We start from the raw sequence: 18,572 nt of genomic DNA, 5'->3' as shown, positions 1-18,572 counted from the left end.
CACTATCCACGGGCTTGTTCAACCTGTTTCTAAAGTGTTCACAAACTCTTTCCACCGTGTTCACAAACGTCAGCCATGATACTTCTGTCTGATTTCATCGTAGCTTAGCTCTCCTCCGAAAAGATCCAGAGCACTTCCCACGGTAAAATCCACCCTGTCTTTTCCTGCTTCCTGCAATATCCTTATATCCTCCATGGATGCAATTCCGCCGGCGTACGTCACAGGTATTTCGCCGGCTTTCTCCCATGTTCCAAGGATTCCGGCAAGCTCCTGATCGATTCCCGCAGAGCGTCCCTCCACGTCAACACCGTGAATCAGAAACTCGGCACAGAAACCGGCCAGCATATTCAAAAGTTCCCGGGTCACTTCAGTGTCCGTAAATTTCTGCCACCGGTCTGTGACAACCAGATATTTTCCATCTCGTTTTCTGCAGCTTAAATCCAGAACAATCCGCTCCTTTCCCACGGCATCTTTCAGCTGTTCCAGATGATCCCACCGGATCCGGCCGTCGGAAAAAACATAAGATGTGACAATGACATGACTCGCTCCCGCATCTAAATAATCTCCGGCATTATCCGCCCGGATACCGCCTCCGATCTGAAGTCCTCCGGGGAATGCCTGAAGGGCCCGAAGTGCCTGCTTTTTTGTCTCCTCAAAATACGGAGACGATGCCGGATTCAGAAGAATAACATGACCTCCATAAAGGCCGTCCTCCTGATATCTGCCAGCAAACCAGTCTGCCGGTTTATCCGCCACAAAATTGGTGCTGGCCCTGTCCCCCCGGTCGGTGAGGCTTCCGCCTACAATCTGTTTTACTTTGCCATTATGTATATCAATACAAGGACGGAACCGCATCTTTTTACCTCCCAACACTTTTTTACTTTACCACGTCAATTTATTTTCTTACATTAACACAGGTTCCTCTCTTCCGTCAAGCCAAATATCTCCTCCATAATCGCAGATAAGAGAGCCAAAAAGGCTCTCTTATCTGTCCATATCTGTTCTGCTGTTTCCATCCAGCGCATCTTCCACGCCATCTTTGATATCCCGGGCACCGTCTTCGACACCGTCTTTTAAGTCCTCGGCACCGTCTTCCAGGGCGTCAGCTCCATTATTGATATCTTCCTCCAGCGTGTTCCCGGTATTACTTCCGTTTGTCGCATCATTGACACGGTTTTCTCCTGAACATGCAGTCATGCAGCCAAGCATGAACACACTCAGCAGAACAAGAGCGGCTCGTTTCCAAGATTTCATCTTTTTCCCTCCTGCAAATAGAATTTGCACTACTTACTATCTGCAGAAAATCAGATTTTATTCATGTGAGAATTAAAATGAAATCACATCGCTCATTTCATATCTTCCTGCCGGCTTCCCTGCCAGGAATTTTGCCGCTTCCAGTGCTCCTTTTCCGAACACGGCTTTGGAATAAGCGGTATGCTTAAACTCAATCACTTCATCCTCTCCCGCAAAGAGCACCTCGTGTTCCCCGACGATCGTTCCGCCGCGGACAGCCGAGATTCCGATTTCTCTTTTTTCCCTTGGCTTTCTCTCCTGACTTCTGTCAAAACAGTATGCGTACTGTGGATCCTGGGTCTCATTGATGGCATCGGCAAGTGCAAGCGCTGTTCCGCTTGGCGCGTCTACCTTTTTATTATGATGCTTTTCAACAATTTCAATATCATATCCTGCCGGGGCAAGGACTTTGGCAGCATCTTTCAAAAGACGCATCAGCAGATTGATGCCGAGAGACATATTGGCAGATTTAAGAACAGCCGTCTCTTTTGCCGCGTCTTCCACTTTCTGAAGCTGCTCTTCGGAAAGACCGGTCGTACAAAGCACTACCGGAAGTTTCTTTTCGCAGCAGGCTTCCAAAAGCCCGTCCACCGCTTTTGCGTTTGAAAAATCGATCACAACATCAGCTTCCACATCACAGTCTTTCAGGTTGTCAAATACCGGATAGGTATTTTCAATCCCGCGGAATGTATCAATTCCTGCCACAATCTGACAATTGCCGTCTTCTGCCGCGAGCCGGGTGATCACCTGTCCCATTTTCCCATTACAGCCATGCATAATTATTCTTACCATCTTCGCTCTTCTCCTTTCGCATATCCAAAGAGGGCGCCTTTCGGCTCCCTCTTTTCTTTTCCTGATTCTGTTAAGCCAGTTTCATTCCAAACTTTTTCATCTCTTCTGCAAGAGCCTGTTTGTGAGCCTCCTCCATCGGGGAAAGCGGCATTCTCAGACCTCCAACTTCTTTTCCAAGCAGATTCATCGCCGTCTTTACCGGAATCGGATTGACCTCGCAGAACAGTTTGTCGATCAGCGGCAACGCATCCAGCTGCATCTTCAGACTTCCTTTCAGATCGCCGTCAAAGAACTTCCGGCAGATGTCATGGGTGTACTCCGGTGCAATATTGGCAAGAACGGAGATGACTCCCTTGCCTCCAAGAGACAGAAGCGGGACGATCTGATCGTCATTGCCCGAATACAGATCCAGCTTTCCGTCCGTCAGCTGCATGATTTTCGCAATCTGTGAAATATTTCCTGATGCTTCTTTGATTGCCACGATGTTATCGATTTTGGCAAGCTCTGCTGCCGTCTCCGGTGCAATATTCAGACCGGTCCGGCTTGCTACGCTGTAGAGAATAATCGGTGCCTTCGCCTCATCGGCTACCGCCTTGTAATGGGCAACCAGTCCTTTCTGTGTCGCCTTGTTATAGTAAGGCGTTACAAGAAGCAGAGCATCCGCGCCGTACTCAACCGCTTCTCTTGACATTTCGATTGTCGTAAATGTCGCATTTGACCCCGTTCCTGCAATGACCGGGACTCTCTTTTTCACCTGCTGAATCGTAAATTTGATGCACTCCATATGCTCTTCTTCTGTCAACGTGGATGACTCACCGGTCGTACCACAGATAATAATCGCATCCGTCTTATGATCAATATGATACTCAATCAGTTCATCGAGCTTATCATAGTTTACGGAACCATCCGGTAAAAATGGTGTCACAATCGCTACACCTGACCCTGTAAATATCGACATAATATTACCTCCAACTCGTTTGTTTCCTTTTCACACTTTAGAACATTAAATCGTCATTACTGAAAGTTTATCACTATTCCCAACATGTGTCAAACATCAATTCAACGAGTCCTGCCAGCATTGGGTCCTTATTCTTCCTGGCATTCCAGCTTGCTTACCGACACTTCATAAGCGGTTCTTTTCTCTGTCTCCGTCTCCGATAATTTTTTTATATATTCCCGGCTCTGTACCCGTCCGAGAATATGTACATGCGCGCCGACTTCAAACGAGGAGGCAAACCTTGCGTTACGTCCCCAGCAGATACATGGAATATAGTCTGATTTCCCGTACGGCCGGTTGACGGCCAGCAGAAGGTCCGCAATCTCCCTTCCAAGCGGAGTCTTTCTGTATACCGGCGCTTTACAGATATAGCCGTCCAGAAAAATGCTGTTTGTCTTGACACCGTCCATATCCTCATCGCTCTCCACAAAGGACACTTCCCTTGCGAAGACGGACAGCACAAGTCTGTTTTTCTGTTCCTCATGCCGATTATAGGACCGGAACTGTCCCTGAACGATAATATACTCTCCCACATAATCCTGGGTCACATCGATCAGACGCTCAGAGATCATGACCGGGATCCGGTCCTCCGAGTTGCTCAGGCGCTTCACAAGCACTTCCATCGTGTAGAAGCCCTCTCCAAATACTTCGTGGCTGAATTCGAATGTTGTCGCCACCTGTCCCATAATCGTTACCTGGTTGTTTTCAATGATCTTATCTGACATGAAATGTAATTCTCCCTTCCTCTGATACGTAGTTTTTTATCTTTAATACTTTATGCCCCTCCTTGAAAGGATATGACCATTCCGGAAGATTTTCCATAAATTTCGATCGACATATTCCGATAAATATGGATAGAAATGCTTGTAAAATCCAAAAAATATGGTAGACTATATAAGTTGCTACATTATATAAGTAGAAAGAAGGATATAACGATATGAAAATAAAACGTGAAGATATTCGTAATATTGCCATTATCGCCCATGTAGACCACGGGAAAACAACTCTGGTTGACGAGCTTTTAAAACAGAGCGGCGTCTTCCGTGAGAATCAGGAAGTTGAAGAGCGTGTCATGGACTCCAATGACATCGAGCGTGAGCGCGGCATCACCATTCTTTCAAAAAATACAGCCGTACACTACAAAAATACGAAAATCAATATTATTGATACACCGGGACATGCCGATTTTGGCGGCGAGGTAGAACGTGTCCTCAAAATGGTAAACGGTGTTGTCCTTGTTGTGGACGCCTTTGAAGGGCCGATGCCGCAGACCAAATTCGTTCTGAAAAAAGCGCTGGAATTAAAGCTGCCGGTCATTGTCTGCATCAACAAAATCGACCGTCCGGAAGCACGTCCGGATGCAGTGATTGACGAGACACTGGAGCTCTTTATGGATCTGGACGCAGATGACAGCCAGCTGGACTGCCCGTTTGTGTACGCTTCTGCCAAAGGCGGGTACGCGATTCTGGAGCTGGATGACAAACCGGAAAATATGATCCCGCTTTTCGAGACGATTCTGGAATACATCCCTGCCCCGGAAGGAGATCCGGACGCCGCCACCCAGGTGCTCATCAGTACAATCGATTATAATGAATATGTGGGACGTATCGGTGTAGGAAAAGTTGACAACGGAACAATCCGGGTAAATCAGGATGTCATCGTTGTCAATCATCACGAGCCGGACAAGCAGAAACGGGTAAAAATCAGCAAGCTCTATGAGTTTGACGGTTTGAACAAAATCGAGGTCAAAGAGGCCGGAATCGGTTCTATTGTTGCCATTTCCGGTATCGCTGATATTTCCATCGGAGATACGATCTGCTCTCCGGAACATCCGGATCCGATCCCGTTTCAGAAAATTTCCGAGCCTACGATCTCCATGCAGTTCAAGGTTAACGACAGCCCGTTTGCAGGGCAGGAAGGAAAATTCGTAACTTCCCGTCATCTCCGCGACCGTCTGTTCCGTGAACTGAATACGGATGTCAGTCTCCGCGTGGAAGATACCGATGACATGGACAGCTTCAAAGTGTCCGGACGAGGCGAGCTCCATCTTTCCGTCCTGATCGAGAACATGCGACGCGAAGGCTACGAATTTGCTGTCAGCAAGGCAGAGGTTCTTTATAAAGAAGACGAAAACGGAAAACTGTTAGAGCCGATGGAGCTTGTCTACATCGATGTTCCGGACGAGTTTACCGGAACCGTCATCGACAAGCTGAGCCAGAGAAAGGGAGAACTCCGGAATATGGGAATGTCCAACGGTGCCTACACCAGACTGGAATTTTCCATCCCGTCCCGGGGCCTGATCGGATACCGCGGCGACTTTTTGACCGATACAAAGGGGAACGGAATCATGAACACTGCCTTTGACGGCTACGCTCCGTACAAAGGCGAAATTCAGTATCGTAAAAACGGTTCTCTGATCGCTTTCGAGACAGGCGAGGCTCTGACCTACGGTCTTTTCAATGCCCAGGAACGCGGAACATTATTTATCACTCCGGGGGAACGTGTCTATGCCGGAATGGTAGTCGGTCAAAATGCAAAGACCGATGATATCGAAATCAATGTCTGCCGGGCAAAGCACCTGACCAACACTCGTGCTTCCGGTTCTGATGACGCATTAAAACTCTCTCCTCCGCGTATCCTGAGTCTGGAGGAGGCGCTGGATTTCATTGATACAGATGAACTTCTGGAAGTGACTCCGAAGAGTCTCCGGATCCGTAAAAAGATTCTGGATTCCAGAATGCGCAGACGTGACAGCGCGAAAAAATAAAAGTGAATTATTCTGAGGTGTCTATATGGATTTTTTATGGTTTTTAGAAGGCATCCGGACTCCTGCAGGTAACGAATTCTTTCAGTTCGTTACCTGTTTTGGTCAGGAAACCTTTCTTCTTGCAGTGATCTGCTGCTTTTACTGGTGCGTTAATAAAACATTCGCCTGTCAGCTGGGCCTGACCTATTTTTCATCCGGGCTTTTCGTACAGAGTATGAAGATTACGTTTCGGATTCCGCGTCCCTGGGTTTTGGACCCGGATTTTCCGCCGGTAAAGAGTGCCGTTTCCCATGCCACCGGTTACTCGTTTCCAAGCGGTCACACGCAGGGCGGCACCTGTCTGTTTGCTCCCCTTGCAATGAAAGCCGGAAACAGGATTCTGAAAGTGTTATTTACCGCAGCATTTCTTCTGATCGGTTTTTCAAGAATGTACCTGGGCGTCCATACACCCAAGGATGTGCTTGCTGCCCTGACAGTTTCCCTTGCCTTTTCCTGGTTTTTCTCCAGATTTTCTTCCAGGCTTTTTGACCATATCCGGACACTGTGTATCGTCCTGGCCATCTGTGCTTTTGCAGTGCTTCTTTACGCCTGTCTTCTAATGCACCTTGACCGGCTGGCTGTCAGATATGCCGCAGACTGTATCAAAGCCGCCGGAGCCGGACTTGGTTTCGCCGCAGGACTTTATCTGGAACAGACACGACTCCGGTTTTCCACCGCGGCACGCACCCGTACCGCACAGGCCATAAAACTGCTTGCAGGTCTTTTTTCCACACTCCTGTTCAAGCTGTTCCTCTCGGGCCTTGGCTCCGCCCTGCTCTGGAAAGCATTTGTTTACGCTTTCCTCGTTTTCTGGATTCTGTTTTTATATCCTGCCCTCTTTGTATTCGTCCAGAAAAAATCATAGTTTTTTCATTCTATTGTTTGTGCTTCTCAGATTTTGTCAGTAAACTTATTGCTTTTAATATTTTTTTTAGTTATTTATAATTGCATGTCCAAAGTCTTCGTAGTATAATAAGGGCAGGAATTCAAATCTATGATTTGAAAACAGATCTTCTGCCAGATTGAACTGCTTTCGCAGCCGGGCAGAAAATACAGGAAAAAGGAGTTGGGCTTATGAAATTTATTATCAGAGGAAAAAATATCGATGTGACGCCTGCTTTAAAGGAAACAATCGAACACAAACTTGGAAAGTTGGAAAGATATTTCACTCCTGAAACCGAGATACACGTTACACTCAGTGTGGAAAGGGAAGAGCAGAAAATTGAAGTCACTATCCCTCTCAAGGGAAATATTATCCGCTCCGAACAGTCCAGCAACGATATGTATGTTTCTATCGACCTTGTCGAAGAGATCATCGAACGTCAGCTCCGCAAATATAAAAACAAGCTGGTTGAAAAACATCAGGCTGGTGTGGATTTCAGCAAATCATTTGTGGAAGATCATGATCACGACAGCGTGGAAGACGATTCTATTCAGATTATCCGTACAAAACGCTTTGGTATCAAACCAATGTTTCCGGAAGACGCATGCATTCAGATGGAACTTCTCGGTCATAATTTCTATGTATTTACCAACGCTGAGACAGATGAAGTCAATGTTGTATACAAGAGAAAGAATAATACTTACGGTTTGATCGAACCGGAATTCCAGTAGTATTATAAAAGCAAGGGGCTGTAAAACACAGCCCCTTCCCTATTTCTCAAACAGCATCGTTTCTCCCTTATGCACTGCGAAAAAGCACTCTTCGCCCCACTCCAGTTTTGCCTGTCCGTTTGTCCCTTCTGTCAGCTCTTTTTCCATTTTTCCCTTTTCTCTGTAAGGAATCAGACACTCCATGCTGACAGCTTCCATATACCGGGTGTCCAGAACATGAATCCCATTCTGGGCAAGGATGTACTGGATCTTCCCCAGTCCGGTATATTCAGTCCGGATTTTCAGTTTAATCCCTCGTTTTCTGGTAATAATAGCACTTGCAAGAAGTCCCTCTTTTGCTGCTCCGGAGTAGGCCCTGACAAGCCCGCCGGTTCCAAGAAGCGTTCCTCCAAAATAACGGGTCACGACAATCACGGAGTCATGGATGTCCTCTCCTGTCAATACATCGAGAATCGGCTTCCCGGCGGTTCCTCCCGGCTCTCCATCATCACTGAAACGCTGCAGTTCAAACCGCTCTCCCAGAACATAGGCATAGCAGTTGTGCGTAGCATTGTAATGCTTTTTCCGGATGCTCTCTATAAATTCCAGTGCCTCTTCCTCCGTGTCAATATGGGAAACCGCCGCCAGAAAACGAGATCTCTTTTCAACAATCTCCGCTTCCCCGTTTTCAAGCACTGTCCTGTATTCTTCGACCATGTTCGTTCCTCCTGTATCTTCTTTTCTACTATAACAGGAATTTCAACATTTTCAAAACTTTTTCTTAAATTTTTATCAGCGAATACTGAAGATTGCATTTTTTTCTTTATTTCAATATTGAAATTTGCTATAATGGTTTGGTATAAAAGGAGGCATATGCTCATGAACTATGGTAGAAAAAAGGCTGCTAAGAAACGAAAAGACATTACCTCAAAATCAAAACTGAAAAAGAAACGTCTCGGCGTACGGATCTTCAAAGGAGTTCTTATGACGCTCCTGCTTCTTGTCGTAGCCGGATGTGTGGGCGGCGGAATTTTTATCAAAAAAGTCATCAATGATGCCCCGGATGTCACCCCGGAAGACGTAAAGCCAACAGGATATACTTCCGTTATTTACGCGTCGGATAATAAGACCGAAACCGAGCGGCTGACCTCAGCCGGTTCCAACCGTGTTTATAAGACAATCGACGAGATTCCAAAGGATCTTCAGCATGCTTTTGTTGCAATCGAGGACGAGCGTTTTTATGAGCATAACGGTATCGATCCAAAAGGTATCATCCGTGCAGGAATCATCGGTATCACCACCGGAGATTTTTCTCAAGGCGCATCGACCCTGACACAGCAGCTGATCAAAAATAATATTTTTGACTTCATGTCGGAAGATACGTTCTTTGACAGACTGGAACGTAAAATTCAGGAACAGTATCTTGCACTCAAGCTTGAAAAGCAGATGTCAAAAAGCGAAATCATGGAAAACTATCTGAATACCATCAACCTTGGCCAGAATACACTCGGGGTACAGGCTGCTTCCCAGCGGTACTTTAACAAGGATGTGTCTCAGCTGACTCTCTCGGAATGCGCAGTCATCGCTGCGATTACCCAGAGTCCAAGTTATTACAATCCTATTACACATCCTGACAACAATGCGAAACGCCGCGAGCAGGTTCTCGACAACATGCTTGATCAGGGATATATTTCCCAGGAGGCGCATGATGAAGCACTGGCGGATGATGTATATTCCCGTATTCAGAATGTCAATACGAACATCACACAGAGCACCACTCCGCAGAGCTATTTTGTGGACGCTTTGACAGAACAGATTCTGAATGATCTGGAAGATCCTGATATCGGACTTGGCTACAGCGAAACTCAGGCCTACAATACATTATATAAAGGCGGATTGAGTATTTATTCCACACAGGATCTGGAAATCCAGGGAATCTGTGACCAGATCGTCAACGATGACAGCAATTATCCTTCCAACATAGAGTATGGACTGTCCTATGCTCTGACTGTTACCCGTGCCGATGGGACACAGGAAAACTACAGTTCCGGACATATCAAGCAGTTCCGGAATATGAAATACGGACTGACTTTTGATTCGGAGGAAGAAGCGTACCAGGTGATCGAAGAATTTAAGGCTTCTATTGCTCAGGAGGGGGACACATATGATGAAGTAATCGATCTGTCACCGCAGCCTCAGGCATCAGTGACCGTCATTGATCAGGCTACCGGACAGATCAAGGCCATGGTCGGCGGCCGTGGAACCAAGTCCTCCAGCATGAGTCTGAACCGTGCATACACCGGATCTACAAGACAACCTGGTTCCTGCTTTAAGATTCTGTCTACCTATGCTCCTGCCCTTGACAGCGCCGGTGAAACACTGGCAACAATCATCAAGGATGAACCTTATGAATACGCGGATGGTACTCCGGTATCCAACTGGTGGGGCGATTATTACCGCGGTGATATGACCATGCGGGAGGCGATTGAGCAGTCCGCCAATATCTGCGCTGTCAAGACACTGACAGAGATTACGCCGCAGCTTGGCTTTACCTACTGTCAGAACTTTGGACTCTCCACTCTGGTTGAAAGCCGGACTACAGATGAGGGGCAGGTATTTACAGATATTCACCAGTCTCTTGCCCTTGGCGGTATCACAGACGGTGTGTATAACTACGAAATGTGTGCGGCATACGCCGCAATCGCAAACGGCGGTGTTTACCAGGAGCCGATCATGTACACCAAGATTCTGGATCATGACGGCAATGTCCTGCTCGACCGTACTCAGACACAGGAAAAGCGGACTGTCCTGAAAGAATCCACCGCATATCTTCTGACAAGCGCAATGGAAGGCGTTCTGACAGAAGGAACCGGTACCCCGGCCCGTCTTTCCAATATGGCCGCTGCCGGTAAGACCGGTACGACATCCAACAACGTCGATCTCTGGTTTGCAGGTTACACTCCGTACTATACCTGTACGATCTGGACCGGTTATGATGACAATACCCCGCTCGCAGATCAGGAGTGGAATTATCATCTAAGAATGTGGAAAAAGATCATGGATCAGATCAATACAACAAAAGGTCTTTCCTACACAGACTTCGAAACACCGGACTCTGTTGTTGAGCGGACTGTCTGCACAAGCACCGGTAAACTTGCTGTATCCGGATGTCCTTCTGTGACAGAATATTTTGACAAAGATACCGCACCTACCGAAAGCTGTTCCGGACACAGAACCACACGGCGTTCTACGAGCAGTAATTCTGAAAGCTCAGACAGTTCTGATCAGTCAGAAGACAGCCAGTCTTCCGAAAGTTCCGACAGCAGTAATTCTTCGGACAGTGAATCCTCTTCCGACAGCGGAGACAGCGCTTCCGAGTAGATAGTTCCGGACAAAAAACGCAGCATTAAGGCCCCTGCAGCAGATATGATCTGCCGCAGAGGCCTTCTTTATGTTCTGTTATTCAGATGATTAATCTAAAACGAGTTTTGCCGCTCCGCAGATCCCCGCATCATTTCCAAGCTCCGCAAGTGTAAATTTCACGTCGCGGTCAGCAAAAAACGCTCTCTCCTGATATGGCTTTTTGATGTACGGGAGAAGCACTTCTCCTGCCTTGGATACCCCGCCTCCGATCACGATGGCAGCCGGATCTACTGCAGCCGCAAGATTTGCGAGCGCATGTCCCAGATATGTTCCAAACTCCACAGCAATCTCATCGGCAACTTCATCTCCTGCTTTTACCGCATCAAAGACGGTCTTTGCGTTGACCGGTCCTTTTCTCAACAAAGTCTCCCTGTCAGTGGAATCCAGCTTTTTCTTTGCAAGACGTGTAATTCCTGTCGCAGATGCGTACTGCTCCAGACATCCGTGATTTCCGCATCCACAGTTGTCCGTTTCCTCGTAGTTGACACAGAGATGACCGATCTCACCGCCGGCTCCATGTTCCCCTGTCAGGATCTTTCCATTAATCAGGATTCCTCCTCCGACACCGGTTCCCAGCGTGACCATAATCATATTTTTACAGCCTCGTCCGCCGCCGAGCCACATTTCTCCAAGTGCTGCCACATTGGCGTCATTGCCTGTAGCAGTACGGATTCCTGTCAGCTCCTCCATCTCTTCTTTCACATTTTTATATTCCCATCCAAGATTTGCCGTTGCCTTTACAACTCCGTCTTCTGTAATCGGAGCCGGGACCCCGATTCCGATTCCGGCCACATTCTCTTTCGAAATTCCATTCTTTTCCAGACTGTTCAAAAGAGATTTGGCAATATCCGGAAGAATCCTGCAGCCTTTCTCTTCCGTTCTGGTTTTTATCTCCCATTTTTCCCGAATGTTTCCGTCTTCCTGAAATAATCCGATCTTGACGGTGGTACCTCCTATATCAACTCCAAAACAATAATCCATCTCTGTTCTTTCCTTCCTCTTATTTTGCCAGACTTTCCTGTACACGTCTGTATAACTCTTCTGCCGCATTATACCCCATCTGTTTCTGTCTGTGGTTGACAGCCGCTGATTCCACAATGATCGCCAGATTTCTTCCCGGACGGATCGGAATCGAATGGCATACGACTTTATTTCCGAGAAATTCTGTATATTCCTCTTTCAGTCCAAGACGGTCGTACTCCCGGTTCTTGTCCCACTCTTCCATATTGATCACGAGATCGATCGTCTGTGTCTCTCTGACGCTCTGTACACCAAACAGACTCTTGACATCGACAATACCGATTCCGCGAAGCTCGATAAAATGTCTGGTGATATCGGGAGCTTTTCCAACCAGAGTATCTTCGCTGACTTTCCGGATTTCAACAACATCGTCTGTCACAAGACGATGGCCGCGGTTAATCAGTTCCAGTGCTGCTTCACTCTTTCCGATACCGCTCTCACCCATAATCAGAACACCAACTCCATATACATCAACCAGTACCCCGTGAATAGAAATACATGGAGCCAATTCCACATTCAGCCAACGGATCACTTCCGCAGTAAAGGCAGAGGTCTGTTTACAGGACTGAAAAATCGGCACTTTCATTTCATTGGCCATCTCAAGAAACATCGCATCCGGCTCCATATTCCGGCAGTATACAATACATGGAATTCCATAGGAGAGAAGCTGCGCATACATCTCTTTCTTCTTCTCATCTGACAGTGTTTCCAGATACGTATACTCCACATATCCGATAATCTGGACACGCTCAGAATCAAAATGGTCAAAATATCCCGTCAGCTGCAATGCCGGACGGTTGATATCCGGAACCTGAATTTCCGACTGGGTCAGGTCCAGATCCGGAGTCAGATTCTTCAGGTTCATCTTCTCAATTAGTTTTTCAAGCTTCACACCCATATTTGTTCTCCTTTATTTTCTCAGTTAAAATCATTTTGTGAATAGTATATCATATCAGTGGAAAAAATTGTACACGTCTCTGGCAGATTTTTCATTCATGGTAGGAAGTTTTTTCAGATCCTCGATTTCCGCCTGCCGGATCGCATCCAGACTCTGAAAATGTTTCATCAGATCTTTTCTCCGCTTCGGTCCCACTCCCGGAATATCATCCAGAATCGAGTGAACCTGCCCCTGTCCCCGCAGTTTCCGGTGGAATTCGATGGCAAACCGGTGAGCCTCATCCTGTACACGTGTAATCAGTTTAAACGCCTCTGAATCTGCCCGGATCGGCAGTTCTTCATCGTGGTAATAAAGTCCTCGCGTGCGGTGCCTGTCATCCTTCACCATGCCGCAGACCGGTATGCTGATATGCAGCTCCTCCAGTACTTCCTCCGCGATATGCACCTGCCCCTTGCCGCCGTCCATCAGAATCAGATCAGGAAAGACAGTAAAACTTCCGAACTCTTTTCCTTCTTCTTTTTCCTGCAGTCCATGTGTGAACCGCCTTGTCAGCACTTCCCGCATACTTGCGTAATCGTCCGCTCCCACTACGCCCTTGATACGGAACTTCCGGTAGTCGCTTCTCTTCGGTTTTCCATCCTCGTAGACTACCATGGAACCAACCGATGCAAACCCGTTCGTATTGGAGATGTCAAACGCCTCCATCCTGCGGATTCCGGTAACACCCATAATTCCCTCCAGTTCCCGGACTGCTCCTGTAGTTCTGTTGGCTTCCCGGATCAGGTGTTCTTTATCTTTTGCAAGTACCATCGCCGCATTTTTCTGCGCCAGTTCACAAAGTTTTTCCTTCTCGCCCTTTTTCGGCACTGTAAAGGTTACTTTGTGTCCTCTTCTGCGAGTCATCCATTCCATCAGTATATCTGCTTCATCCAGTTCGTACGGAAGCAACAGTTCTCTTGGAATATACGGTGTCCCGGCATAAAACTGCTTGATAAAGCTCGTCAGGATCTCCGCCTTCGTTTCGTCCGGATCGGTCCGCAGATAAAAATGATCCCGTCCGATCAGGCGGCCTCCACGTATGAAGAAGACCTGTACCACAGCATCCCCCTCTTCCCTTGCAACCGCCAGAACATCCCGGTCTTCTCCCGGTTTTCCCGCATCGGTGATCTTCTGCTTTTCCGAAATCTTCTTGACACTTCCGATCAGCTCCCGGTACTCGATTGCCTTTTCAAACTCCATCTGCCCGGATGCTTCCATCATCTTTTCTTCCAGTTCTTTCAGAATCCCGTCATAATGCCCGGATAAAAATTTCACGACCTCGTCAATGGACTCCCTGTACTGTTCGCTGGAAATATATCCCTGGCACGGAGCATCACACTGTTTGATGTGGTAGTACAGACACGGACGTTCTTTCCCGATATCTCTCGGCAGATTTCTGCTGCAGCTTCTTAAATGATACAGCTTTCTTACCATATCAATGATATCCTTCACCGCCTGAGAACTCGTAAACGGTCCAAAATACTTTGCCTTATCCTTTGCCTGCCTGCGCACCATCATAATCCGCGGGAACGGTTCCTGGACGGTCACCTTGATAAAGGGATATGTCTTATCGTCCATCAGCATGGTATTGTACTTCGGCCTGTGTTCCTTGATCAGATTACATTCCAGTACCAGAGCTTCCAGTTCCGAATCTGTGACAATGTATTCAAACCGCCGGATGTGCGTGACCATCTGCTCGATCTTGACGCCCTTATTTCTGCTGCTCTGAAAATACTGCCTCACCCGGTTTTTCAGGCTGATGGCTTTTCCCACGTAGATGATCTCGTCCTTCTCATCATGCATCAGATAAACTCCAGGCTTTGCCGGCAGTTTTTTCAGTTCTTCTTCAATTACAAACATCGCTTCACCTCTTTAACCCCATCTATTTTAGCAAAAGAACAGCGTATGGACAATCCCCATACGCTGAATTCCTGTCTTTATTCTTCTGTCGGTCCAAAGCCTGTGCTTTCTTCCTCGTTTGCAGTCTCCTCCGGTGCCTGAACAGTTTCTTCGATCTCCGGATGATCCGGAAATTCTACCGGCTTCATTGCGATCCGTTCCTCTTTTTTGACTTCCCTTTCGGACACTCCTTTGACCTCGTGGAAGATCTTCATAAACTCTTTTCCGGTAATCGTCTCTTTCTCGATCAGGAACGCTGCAATCTTGTCAAGTGCTTCCCTGTTCTCCATCAGAAGACGTTTTGCTTCATCGTAGGCAACCTTCAGCATCTGCATGACCTCAGAGTCAATCTCAGCCGCTGTCGCCTCACCGCAGTTCATGACTGCCCTTCCGTCAAGGTACCGGTTCTGGATGGATTCCAGTCCGATCAGACCGAACTTCTCGGACATACCATACTGGGTAATCATCGCTCTGGCAACCTTGGTCGCCTTCTCGATATCATTGGAAGCTCCTGTCGTAACCGTATCAAATACGATCTCCTCCGCAGCACGTCCGGCAAGAAGCCCTACCAGCATCGCCTCAAGTTCCTTCTTGGTGTTGAGGAATTTCTCTTCCTCCGGTGTCTGCATGACATATCCAAGCGCACCCATCGTACGCGGAACAATCGTGATCTTCTGAACCGGCTCGGAATCCTTCTGAAGCGCACTCACAAGTGCATGTCCCACCTCATGGTAGGAAACAATCCTGCGCTCTTCCTGGCTCATGATCCGGTCTTTCTTTTCCTTTCCTACAAGAACCACTTCCACGGCCTCAAAAAGGTCGGACTGACTCACCGCGTGACGTCCATGCTTTACTGCATTAATCGCCGCTTCATTGATCATATTCGCAAGATCTGATCCTACCGCGCCGCTCGTCGCAAGTGCGATCTCCTCCAGATTAACGCTCTCATCCATCCGCACATCCTTTGCATGTACTTTCAGGATATCAACACGGCCTTTCAGATCCGGTCTTTCCACAATAATCCGGCGGTCAAACCGTCCCGGTCTTAACAGAGCCGGGTCCAGAATCTCCGGACGGTTCGTTGCTGCCAGTAGAAGAAGACCTTTGTTTGTATCAAATCCATCCATCTCCGCCAGCAGCTGATTCAGTGTCTGTTCACGCTCATCGTTTCCCCCGAGCTGCGAATCCCTGCTTTTTCCGATGGCATCGATCTCATCGATAAAAATAATACACGGCGCCATCTGCTGTGCCTGTTTAAACAGATCCCTTACTCGGGATGCTCCGACTCCGACATACATTTCCACAAACGCAGAACCCGACAGAGAGAAAAACGGCACATTCGCCTCTCCTGCCACTGCCTTTGCAAGCAGCGTCTTACCTGTTCCCGGAGGGCCTACCAGAAGCGCTCCTTTCGGAAGCTTCGCTCCGACTCCCGTGTATTTGCCCGGATTGTGAAGGAAATCTACCACTTCCTGCAGAGACTCTTTCGCCTCATCCTGACCGGCTACATCACGAAATGTTACGCCCGTGGTCTTTTCCACATACATCTTGGCATTGCTCTTTCCAATCCCCATCATGCCCCCGCTGCTTTTGGATACTCGCCGCATCAGGAAACTGAGCAGAATAAATACTAGCGCAAACGGAAGAATGACACTGAATACAAGATTTAAAATCATCATGGATGTCGAATCCGGAATCGTCCTGCTGACCTCAACTCCCGCTTCCTCCAGCTTATTGTACATTTCCGGATCATCTACAATCCCGGTATAATACTCTACCTGAGATCCGGTATTAAACTGTGTAAACCAGTTACTGCCCTGAGTGAGTGTATCCTGTCCGTCACTGCTTCCCGACTGGGATTCCTGCTGCTTTTCCGCTTCCGTTTTCGGTATGATCGTAATCTTTTCCGAGTCAATAGTGACTTCCCTGACTTCGCCCTGTTCCACCATATCCATAAATTTCGTATAGGAAATCTCCTGAGATGGCGTGTCCTGCATGAGCTGATAGAGAAACATGACAAAAACAGCAGCAATTATTGTGGTTATAATAATAATCCCATAATTCTGCCGATTATTGTTATCGTTCTTTTTATTATTCTGATTGTCCATTCTTTTCCTCCTACATGCTATCTATTTTATTATAAGTTTGATCTTCATACAAATCAATAAAAACATTGTGAAATTTTAGTGAGGATCCAGCTTCCTTTTCTACATATTAAATATTGTAAAATTCCCGTAAATTGTAGTATACTATTCAGGTAGTATTTTCAAAATATAGGACAAGAAATAAATTTTTGCGAAGGAATGGTTTGTGTATGAAAATAGGATTTGATAATGACAAATATCTCCATATGCAGTCTGAGCATATCCGTGAACGGATCAGTCATTTTGACAACAAGCTGTATCTGGAGTTTGGTGGAAAACTCTTTGATGATTTCCATGCTTCCCGTGTTCTTCCGGGATTTCAGCCGGACAGCAAGTTAAGGCTCTTAAAACAGCTTTCCGATACGGCTGAGATCGTCATCGTCATCAGTGCCGGTGACATTGAAAAAAACAAGGTCCGCGGAGATCTTGGTATCACCTACGATGATGATGTACTCCGCCTGAAAAGCGCCTTTGAAGAAAACGGTCTCTATGTCGGCAGCGTTGTCATCACGCAGTACAGCGGCCAGAAGAGCGCGGATCTCTTCCGCCACCGTCTTGAAAACATGGGAATCCGTGTCTACACTCATTATATTATTGAAGGATATCCGTCCAATATTCCTTTGATCGTGAGCGATGAGGGATATGGAAGAAATGATTATATTGAGACATCCAGACCGCTGGTAGTCATCACTGCCCCTGGACCTGGAAGCGGAAAAATGGCGACCTGCCTTTCCCAGCTCTATCACGAGAACAAACGCGGAATCCGGGCCGGCTACGCAAAATTCGAGACATTCCCGATCTGGAACATTCCGCTGAAACATCCGGTGAACCTCGCGTATGAAGCAGCTACAGCTGACTTAAATGATGTCAATATGATTGACCCGTTCCATCTGGAAGCATACGGAAAGACTACTGTCAACTATAACCGTGACGTGGAGATCTTCCCGGTTCTGAATGCCATGTTCGAGCAGATCTTTGGAGAGAGTCCGTACAAGTCACCGACCGACATGGGTGTCAATATGGCTGGAAACTGTATCTGTGATGACGAAGTCTGCCAGGAAGCATCCCGCCAGGAAATCATCCGCCGATACTATCAGGCAAAATGTGATCTTCTGCAGGGAGATATCCCGGACTCCGAGGTCTTCAAACTGGAGCTTCTGATGAAACAGGCACATGTCACCATCCATGATCGCCGTGTTGTTGACGCAGCACTTTCCCGTGCCGAGAGCACCGGAGCTGCCGCTGCTGCTATCGAGCTTCCGGACGGAAAGATCATGACAGGAAAGACTTCCAACCTGCTCGGACCTTCCGCGGCACTGATCCTGAATGCCCTCAAGGAGCTTGCCGGTATTGATCACGACCTCCATGTGATCTCTCCGACTGCCATTGAACCGATTCAGAAAGTGAAAACACAGTATCTTGGAAGCAAGAACCCTCGTCTTCACATTGACGAGATTCTGATCGCCCTTTCCATTTCGTCTGCTGCCAATCCGGCTGCACAGCATGCGATGGAGCAGCTCCCGAAACTGAAAGGATGTCAGGTACACACCTCTGTCATGCTTTCTTCTGTAGATATTAAGCTTTTCAAAAAGCTTGGCATTCAACTGACATGCGAGCCAAAATATGAACACGATCCGATCTATTAGTTTCAGGAATATACAAAACCCG

The 18,572-nt window shown here is 47.3% G+C and carries 15 protein-coding genes; 5 read left to right on the top strand and 10 right to left on the bottom strand.

Going from position 1 to position 18,572, the window contains the following annotated elements; translation table 11 throughout:
• Window positions 1-69: 69 nt before the first annotated feature.
• The 5 genes from hisA to Selli1_RS11715 form a co-directional block, all read right to left on the bottom strand.
• Window positions 70-855, bottom strand: a complete 786-nt coding sequence (gene hisA, locus Selli1_RS11735; RefSeq protein ID WP_281845572.1) for a phosphoribosylformimino-5-aminoimidazole carboxamide ribotide isomerase — start codon at window positions 853-855, stop codon at window positions 70-72.
• Window positions 856-984: 129 nt separating this feature from the next.
• Window positions 985-1,254 (bottom strand): hypothetical protein, encoded by a 270-nt coding sequence (locus Selli1_RS11730; protein WP_087167488.1) that lies wholly within the window; start codon window positions 1,252-1,254, stop codon window positions 985-987.
• Between the two features lie 72 nt (window positions 1,255-1,326).
• Window positions 1,327-2,085, bottom strand: coding sequence for a 4-hydroxy-tetrahydrodipicolinate reductase (gene dapB, locus Selli1_RS11725; protein ID WP_087167489.1), 759 nt, complete (start codon window positions 2,083-2,085; stop codon window positions 1,327-1,329).
• A gap of 70 nt (window positions 2,086-2,155) precedes the next feature.
• Window positions 2,156-3,043, bottom strand: a complete 888-nt coding sequence (gene dapA, locus Selli1_RS11720; RefSeq protein WP_087167490.1) for a 4-hydroxy-tetrahydrodipicolinate synthase — start codon at window positions 3,041-3,043, stop codon at window positions 2,156-2,158.
• 128 nt (window positions 3,044-3,171) lie between these two features.
• On the bottom strand, window positions 3,172-3,807 hold the full coding sequence (locus tag Selli1_RS11715; protein ID WP_087167491.1) for a single-stranded DNA-binding protein: 636 nt from the start codon (window positions 3,805-3,807) through the stop codon (window positions 3,172-3,174).
• Window positions 3,808-4,019: 212 nt separating this feature from the next.
• Between Selli1_RS11715 and typA the strand changes: the two genes are divergently transcribed.
• The 3 genes from typA (at window position 4,020) to hpf (ending at window position 7,502) form a co-directional block, all read left to right on the top strand.
• The gene (gene typA / locus Selli1_RS11710; protein ID WP_087254562.1) at window positions 4,020-5,849 is read left to right on the top strand and encodes a translational GTPase TypA; all 1,830 of its coding nucleotides are present in this window, start codon (window positions 4,020-4,022) and stop codon (window positions 5,847-5,849) included.
• A 25-nt stretch (window positions 5,850-5,874) separates the two neighbouring features.
• Entirely contained in the window at window positions 5,875-6,753 is an 879-nt protein-coding gene (locus Selli1_RS11705; RefSeq protein ID WP_281873080.1) for a phosphatase PAP2 family protein, read from the top strand.
• Between the two features lie 209 nt (window positions 6,754-6,962).
• A complete protein-coding gene (gene hpf / locus Selli1_RS11700) occupies window positions 6,963-7,502 on the top strand; it encodes a ribosome hibernation-promoting factor, HPF/YfiA family (RefSeq protein ID WP_087167494.1) in 540 nt (179 codons plus the stop codon).
• Window positions 7,503-7,541: 39 nt separating this feature from the next.
• On the opposite strand, the gene Selli1_RS11695 is transcribed toward hpf, so the two are convergent.
• On the bottom strand, window positions 7,542-8,198 hold the full coding sequence (locus Selli1_RS11695; protein WP_281845573.1) for a YigZ family protein: 657 nt from the start codon (window positions 8,196-8,198) through the stop codon (window positions 7,542-7,544).
• A 162-nt stretch (window positions 8,199-8,360) separates the two neighbouring features.
• Between Selli1_RS11695 and Selli1_RS11690 the strand changes: the two genes are divergently transcribed.
• The gene (locus Selli1_RS11690) at window positions 8,361-10,862 is read left to right on the top strand and encodes a transglycosylase domain-containing protein (protein WP_281845574.1); all 2,502 of its coding nucleotides are present in this window, start codon (window positions 8,361-8,363) and stop codon (window positions 10,860-10,862) included.
• Window positions 10,863-10,952: 90 nt separating this feature from the next.
• Here the strand turns inward: Selli1_RS11690 and Selli1_RS11685 are convergent, their stop codons facing one another.
• The 4 genes from Selli1_RS11685 to ftsH form a co-directional block, all read right to left on the bottom strand.
• Window positions 10,953-11,885, bottom strand: coding sequence for an ROK family glucokinase (locus Selli1_RS11685; protein ID WP_281845575.1), 933 nt, complete (start codon window positions 11,883-11,885; stop codon window positions 10,953-10,955).
• Between the two features lie 19 nt (window positions 11,886-11,904).
• A complete protein-coding gene (hprK, locus tag Selli1_RS11680; protein ID WP_281845576.1) occupies window positions 11,905-12,822 on the bottom strand; it encodes an HPr(Ser) kinase/phosphatase in 918 nt (305 codons plus the stop codon).
• Between the two features lie 54 nt (window positions 12,823-12,876).
• Window positions 12,877-14,721, bottom strand: coding sequence for an excinuclease ABC subunit UvrC (gene uvrC / locus Selli1_RS11675; RefSeq protein ID WP_281873079.1), 1,845 nt, complete (start codon window positions 14,719-14,721; stop codon window positions 12,877-12,879).
• Between the two features lie 77 nt (window positions 14,722-14,798).
• Window positions 14,799-16,868, bottom strand: a complete 2,070-nt coding sequence (gene ftsH, locus Selli1_RS11670; RefSeq protein ID WP_281845577.1) for an ATP-dependent zinc metalloprotease FtsH — start codon at window positions 16,866-16,868, stop codon at window positions 14,799-14,801.
• 206 nt (window positions 16,869-17,074) lie between these two features.
• On the opposite strand from ftsH, the gene Selli1_RS11665 reads away from it, so the two are divergent.
• Entirely contained in the window at window positions 17,075-18,550 is a 1,476-nt protein-coding gene (locus Selli1_RS11665) for a DUF1846 domain-containing protein (protein WP_087167501.1), read from the top strand.
• Window positions 18,551-18,572: the final 22 nt, after the last annotated feature.

The sequence above is a fragment of the Sellimonas catena genome, assembly GCF_027924685.1.
GTDB classification, from domain to species: domain Bacteria; phylum Bacillota; class Clostridia; order Lachnospirales; family Lachnospiraceae; genus Sellimonas; species Sellimonas catena.
The sequence above is the reverse complement of the archived record's forward strand: the minus strand, read 5'-3'. Positions and strand labels throughout refer to the sequence as shown.

Bases quoted from the DNA above. Each gene is read 5' to 3' on its own strand.
- hpf (WP_087167494.1), top strand. From the start codon at position 6,963: ATGAAATTTATTATCAGAGGAAAAAATATCGATGTGACGCCTGCTTTA.
- typA (WP_087254562.1), top strand. From the start codon at position 4,020: ATGAAAATAAAACGTGAAGATATTCGTAATATTGCCATTATCGCCCAT.
- Selli1_RS11690 (WP_281845574.1), top strand. From the start codon at position 8,361: ATGAACTATGGTAGAAAAAAGGCTGCTAAGAAACGAAAAGACATTACC.
- hprK (WP_281845576.1), bottom strand. From the start codon at position 12,822: ATGGGTGTGAAGCTTGAAAAACTAATTGAGAAGATGAACCTGAAGAAT.
- Selli1_RS11695 (WP_281845573.1), bottom strand. From the start codon at position 8,198: ATGGTCGAAGAATACAGGACAGTGCTTGAAAACGGGGAAGCGGAGATT.
- dapA (WP_087167490.1), bottom strand. From the start codon at position 3,043: ATGTCGATATTTACAGGGTCAGGTGTAGCGATTGTGACACCATTTTTA.
- hisA (WP_281845572.1), bottom strand. From the start codon at position 855: ATGCGGTTCCGTCCTTGTATTGATATACATAATGGCAAAGTAAAACAG.
- ftsH (WP_281845577.1), bottom strand. From the start codon at position 16,868: ATGGACAATCAGAATAATAAAAAGAACGATAACAATAATCGGCAGAAT.
- Selli1_RS11665 (WP_087167501.1), top strand. From the start codon at position 17,075: ATGAAAATAGGATTTGATAATGACAAATATCTCCATATGCAGTCTGAG.
- Selli1_RS11685 (WP_281845575.1), bottom strand. From the start codon at position 11,885: ATGGATTATTGTTTTGGAGTTGATATAGGAGGTACCACCGTCAAGATC.
- dapB (WP_087167489.1), bottom strand. From the start codon at position 2,085: ATGGTAAGAATAATTATGCATGGCTGTAATGGGAAAATGGGACAGGTG.
- uvrC (WP_281873079.1), bottom strand. From the start codon at position 14,721: ATGTTTGTAATTGAAGAAGAACTGAAAAAACTGCCGGCAAAGCCTGGA.
- Selli1_RS11705 (WP_281873080.1), top strand. From the start codon at position 5,875: ATGGATTTTTTATGGTTTTTAGAAGGCATCCGGACTCCTGCAGGTAAC.
- Selli1_RS11715 (WP_087167491.1), bottom strand. From the start codon at position 3,807: ATGTCAGATAAGATCATTGAAAACAACCAGGTAACGATTATGGGACAG.
- Selli1_RS11730 (WP_087167488.1), bottom strand. From the start codon at position 1,254: ATGAAATCTTGGAAACGAGCCGCTCTTGTTCTGCTGAGTGTGTTCATG.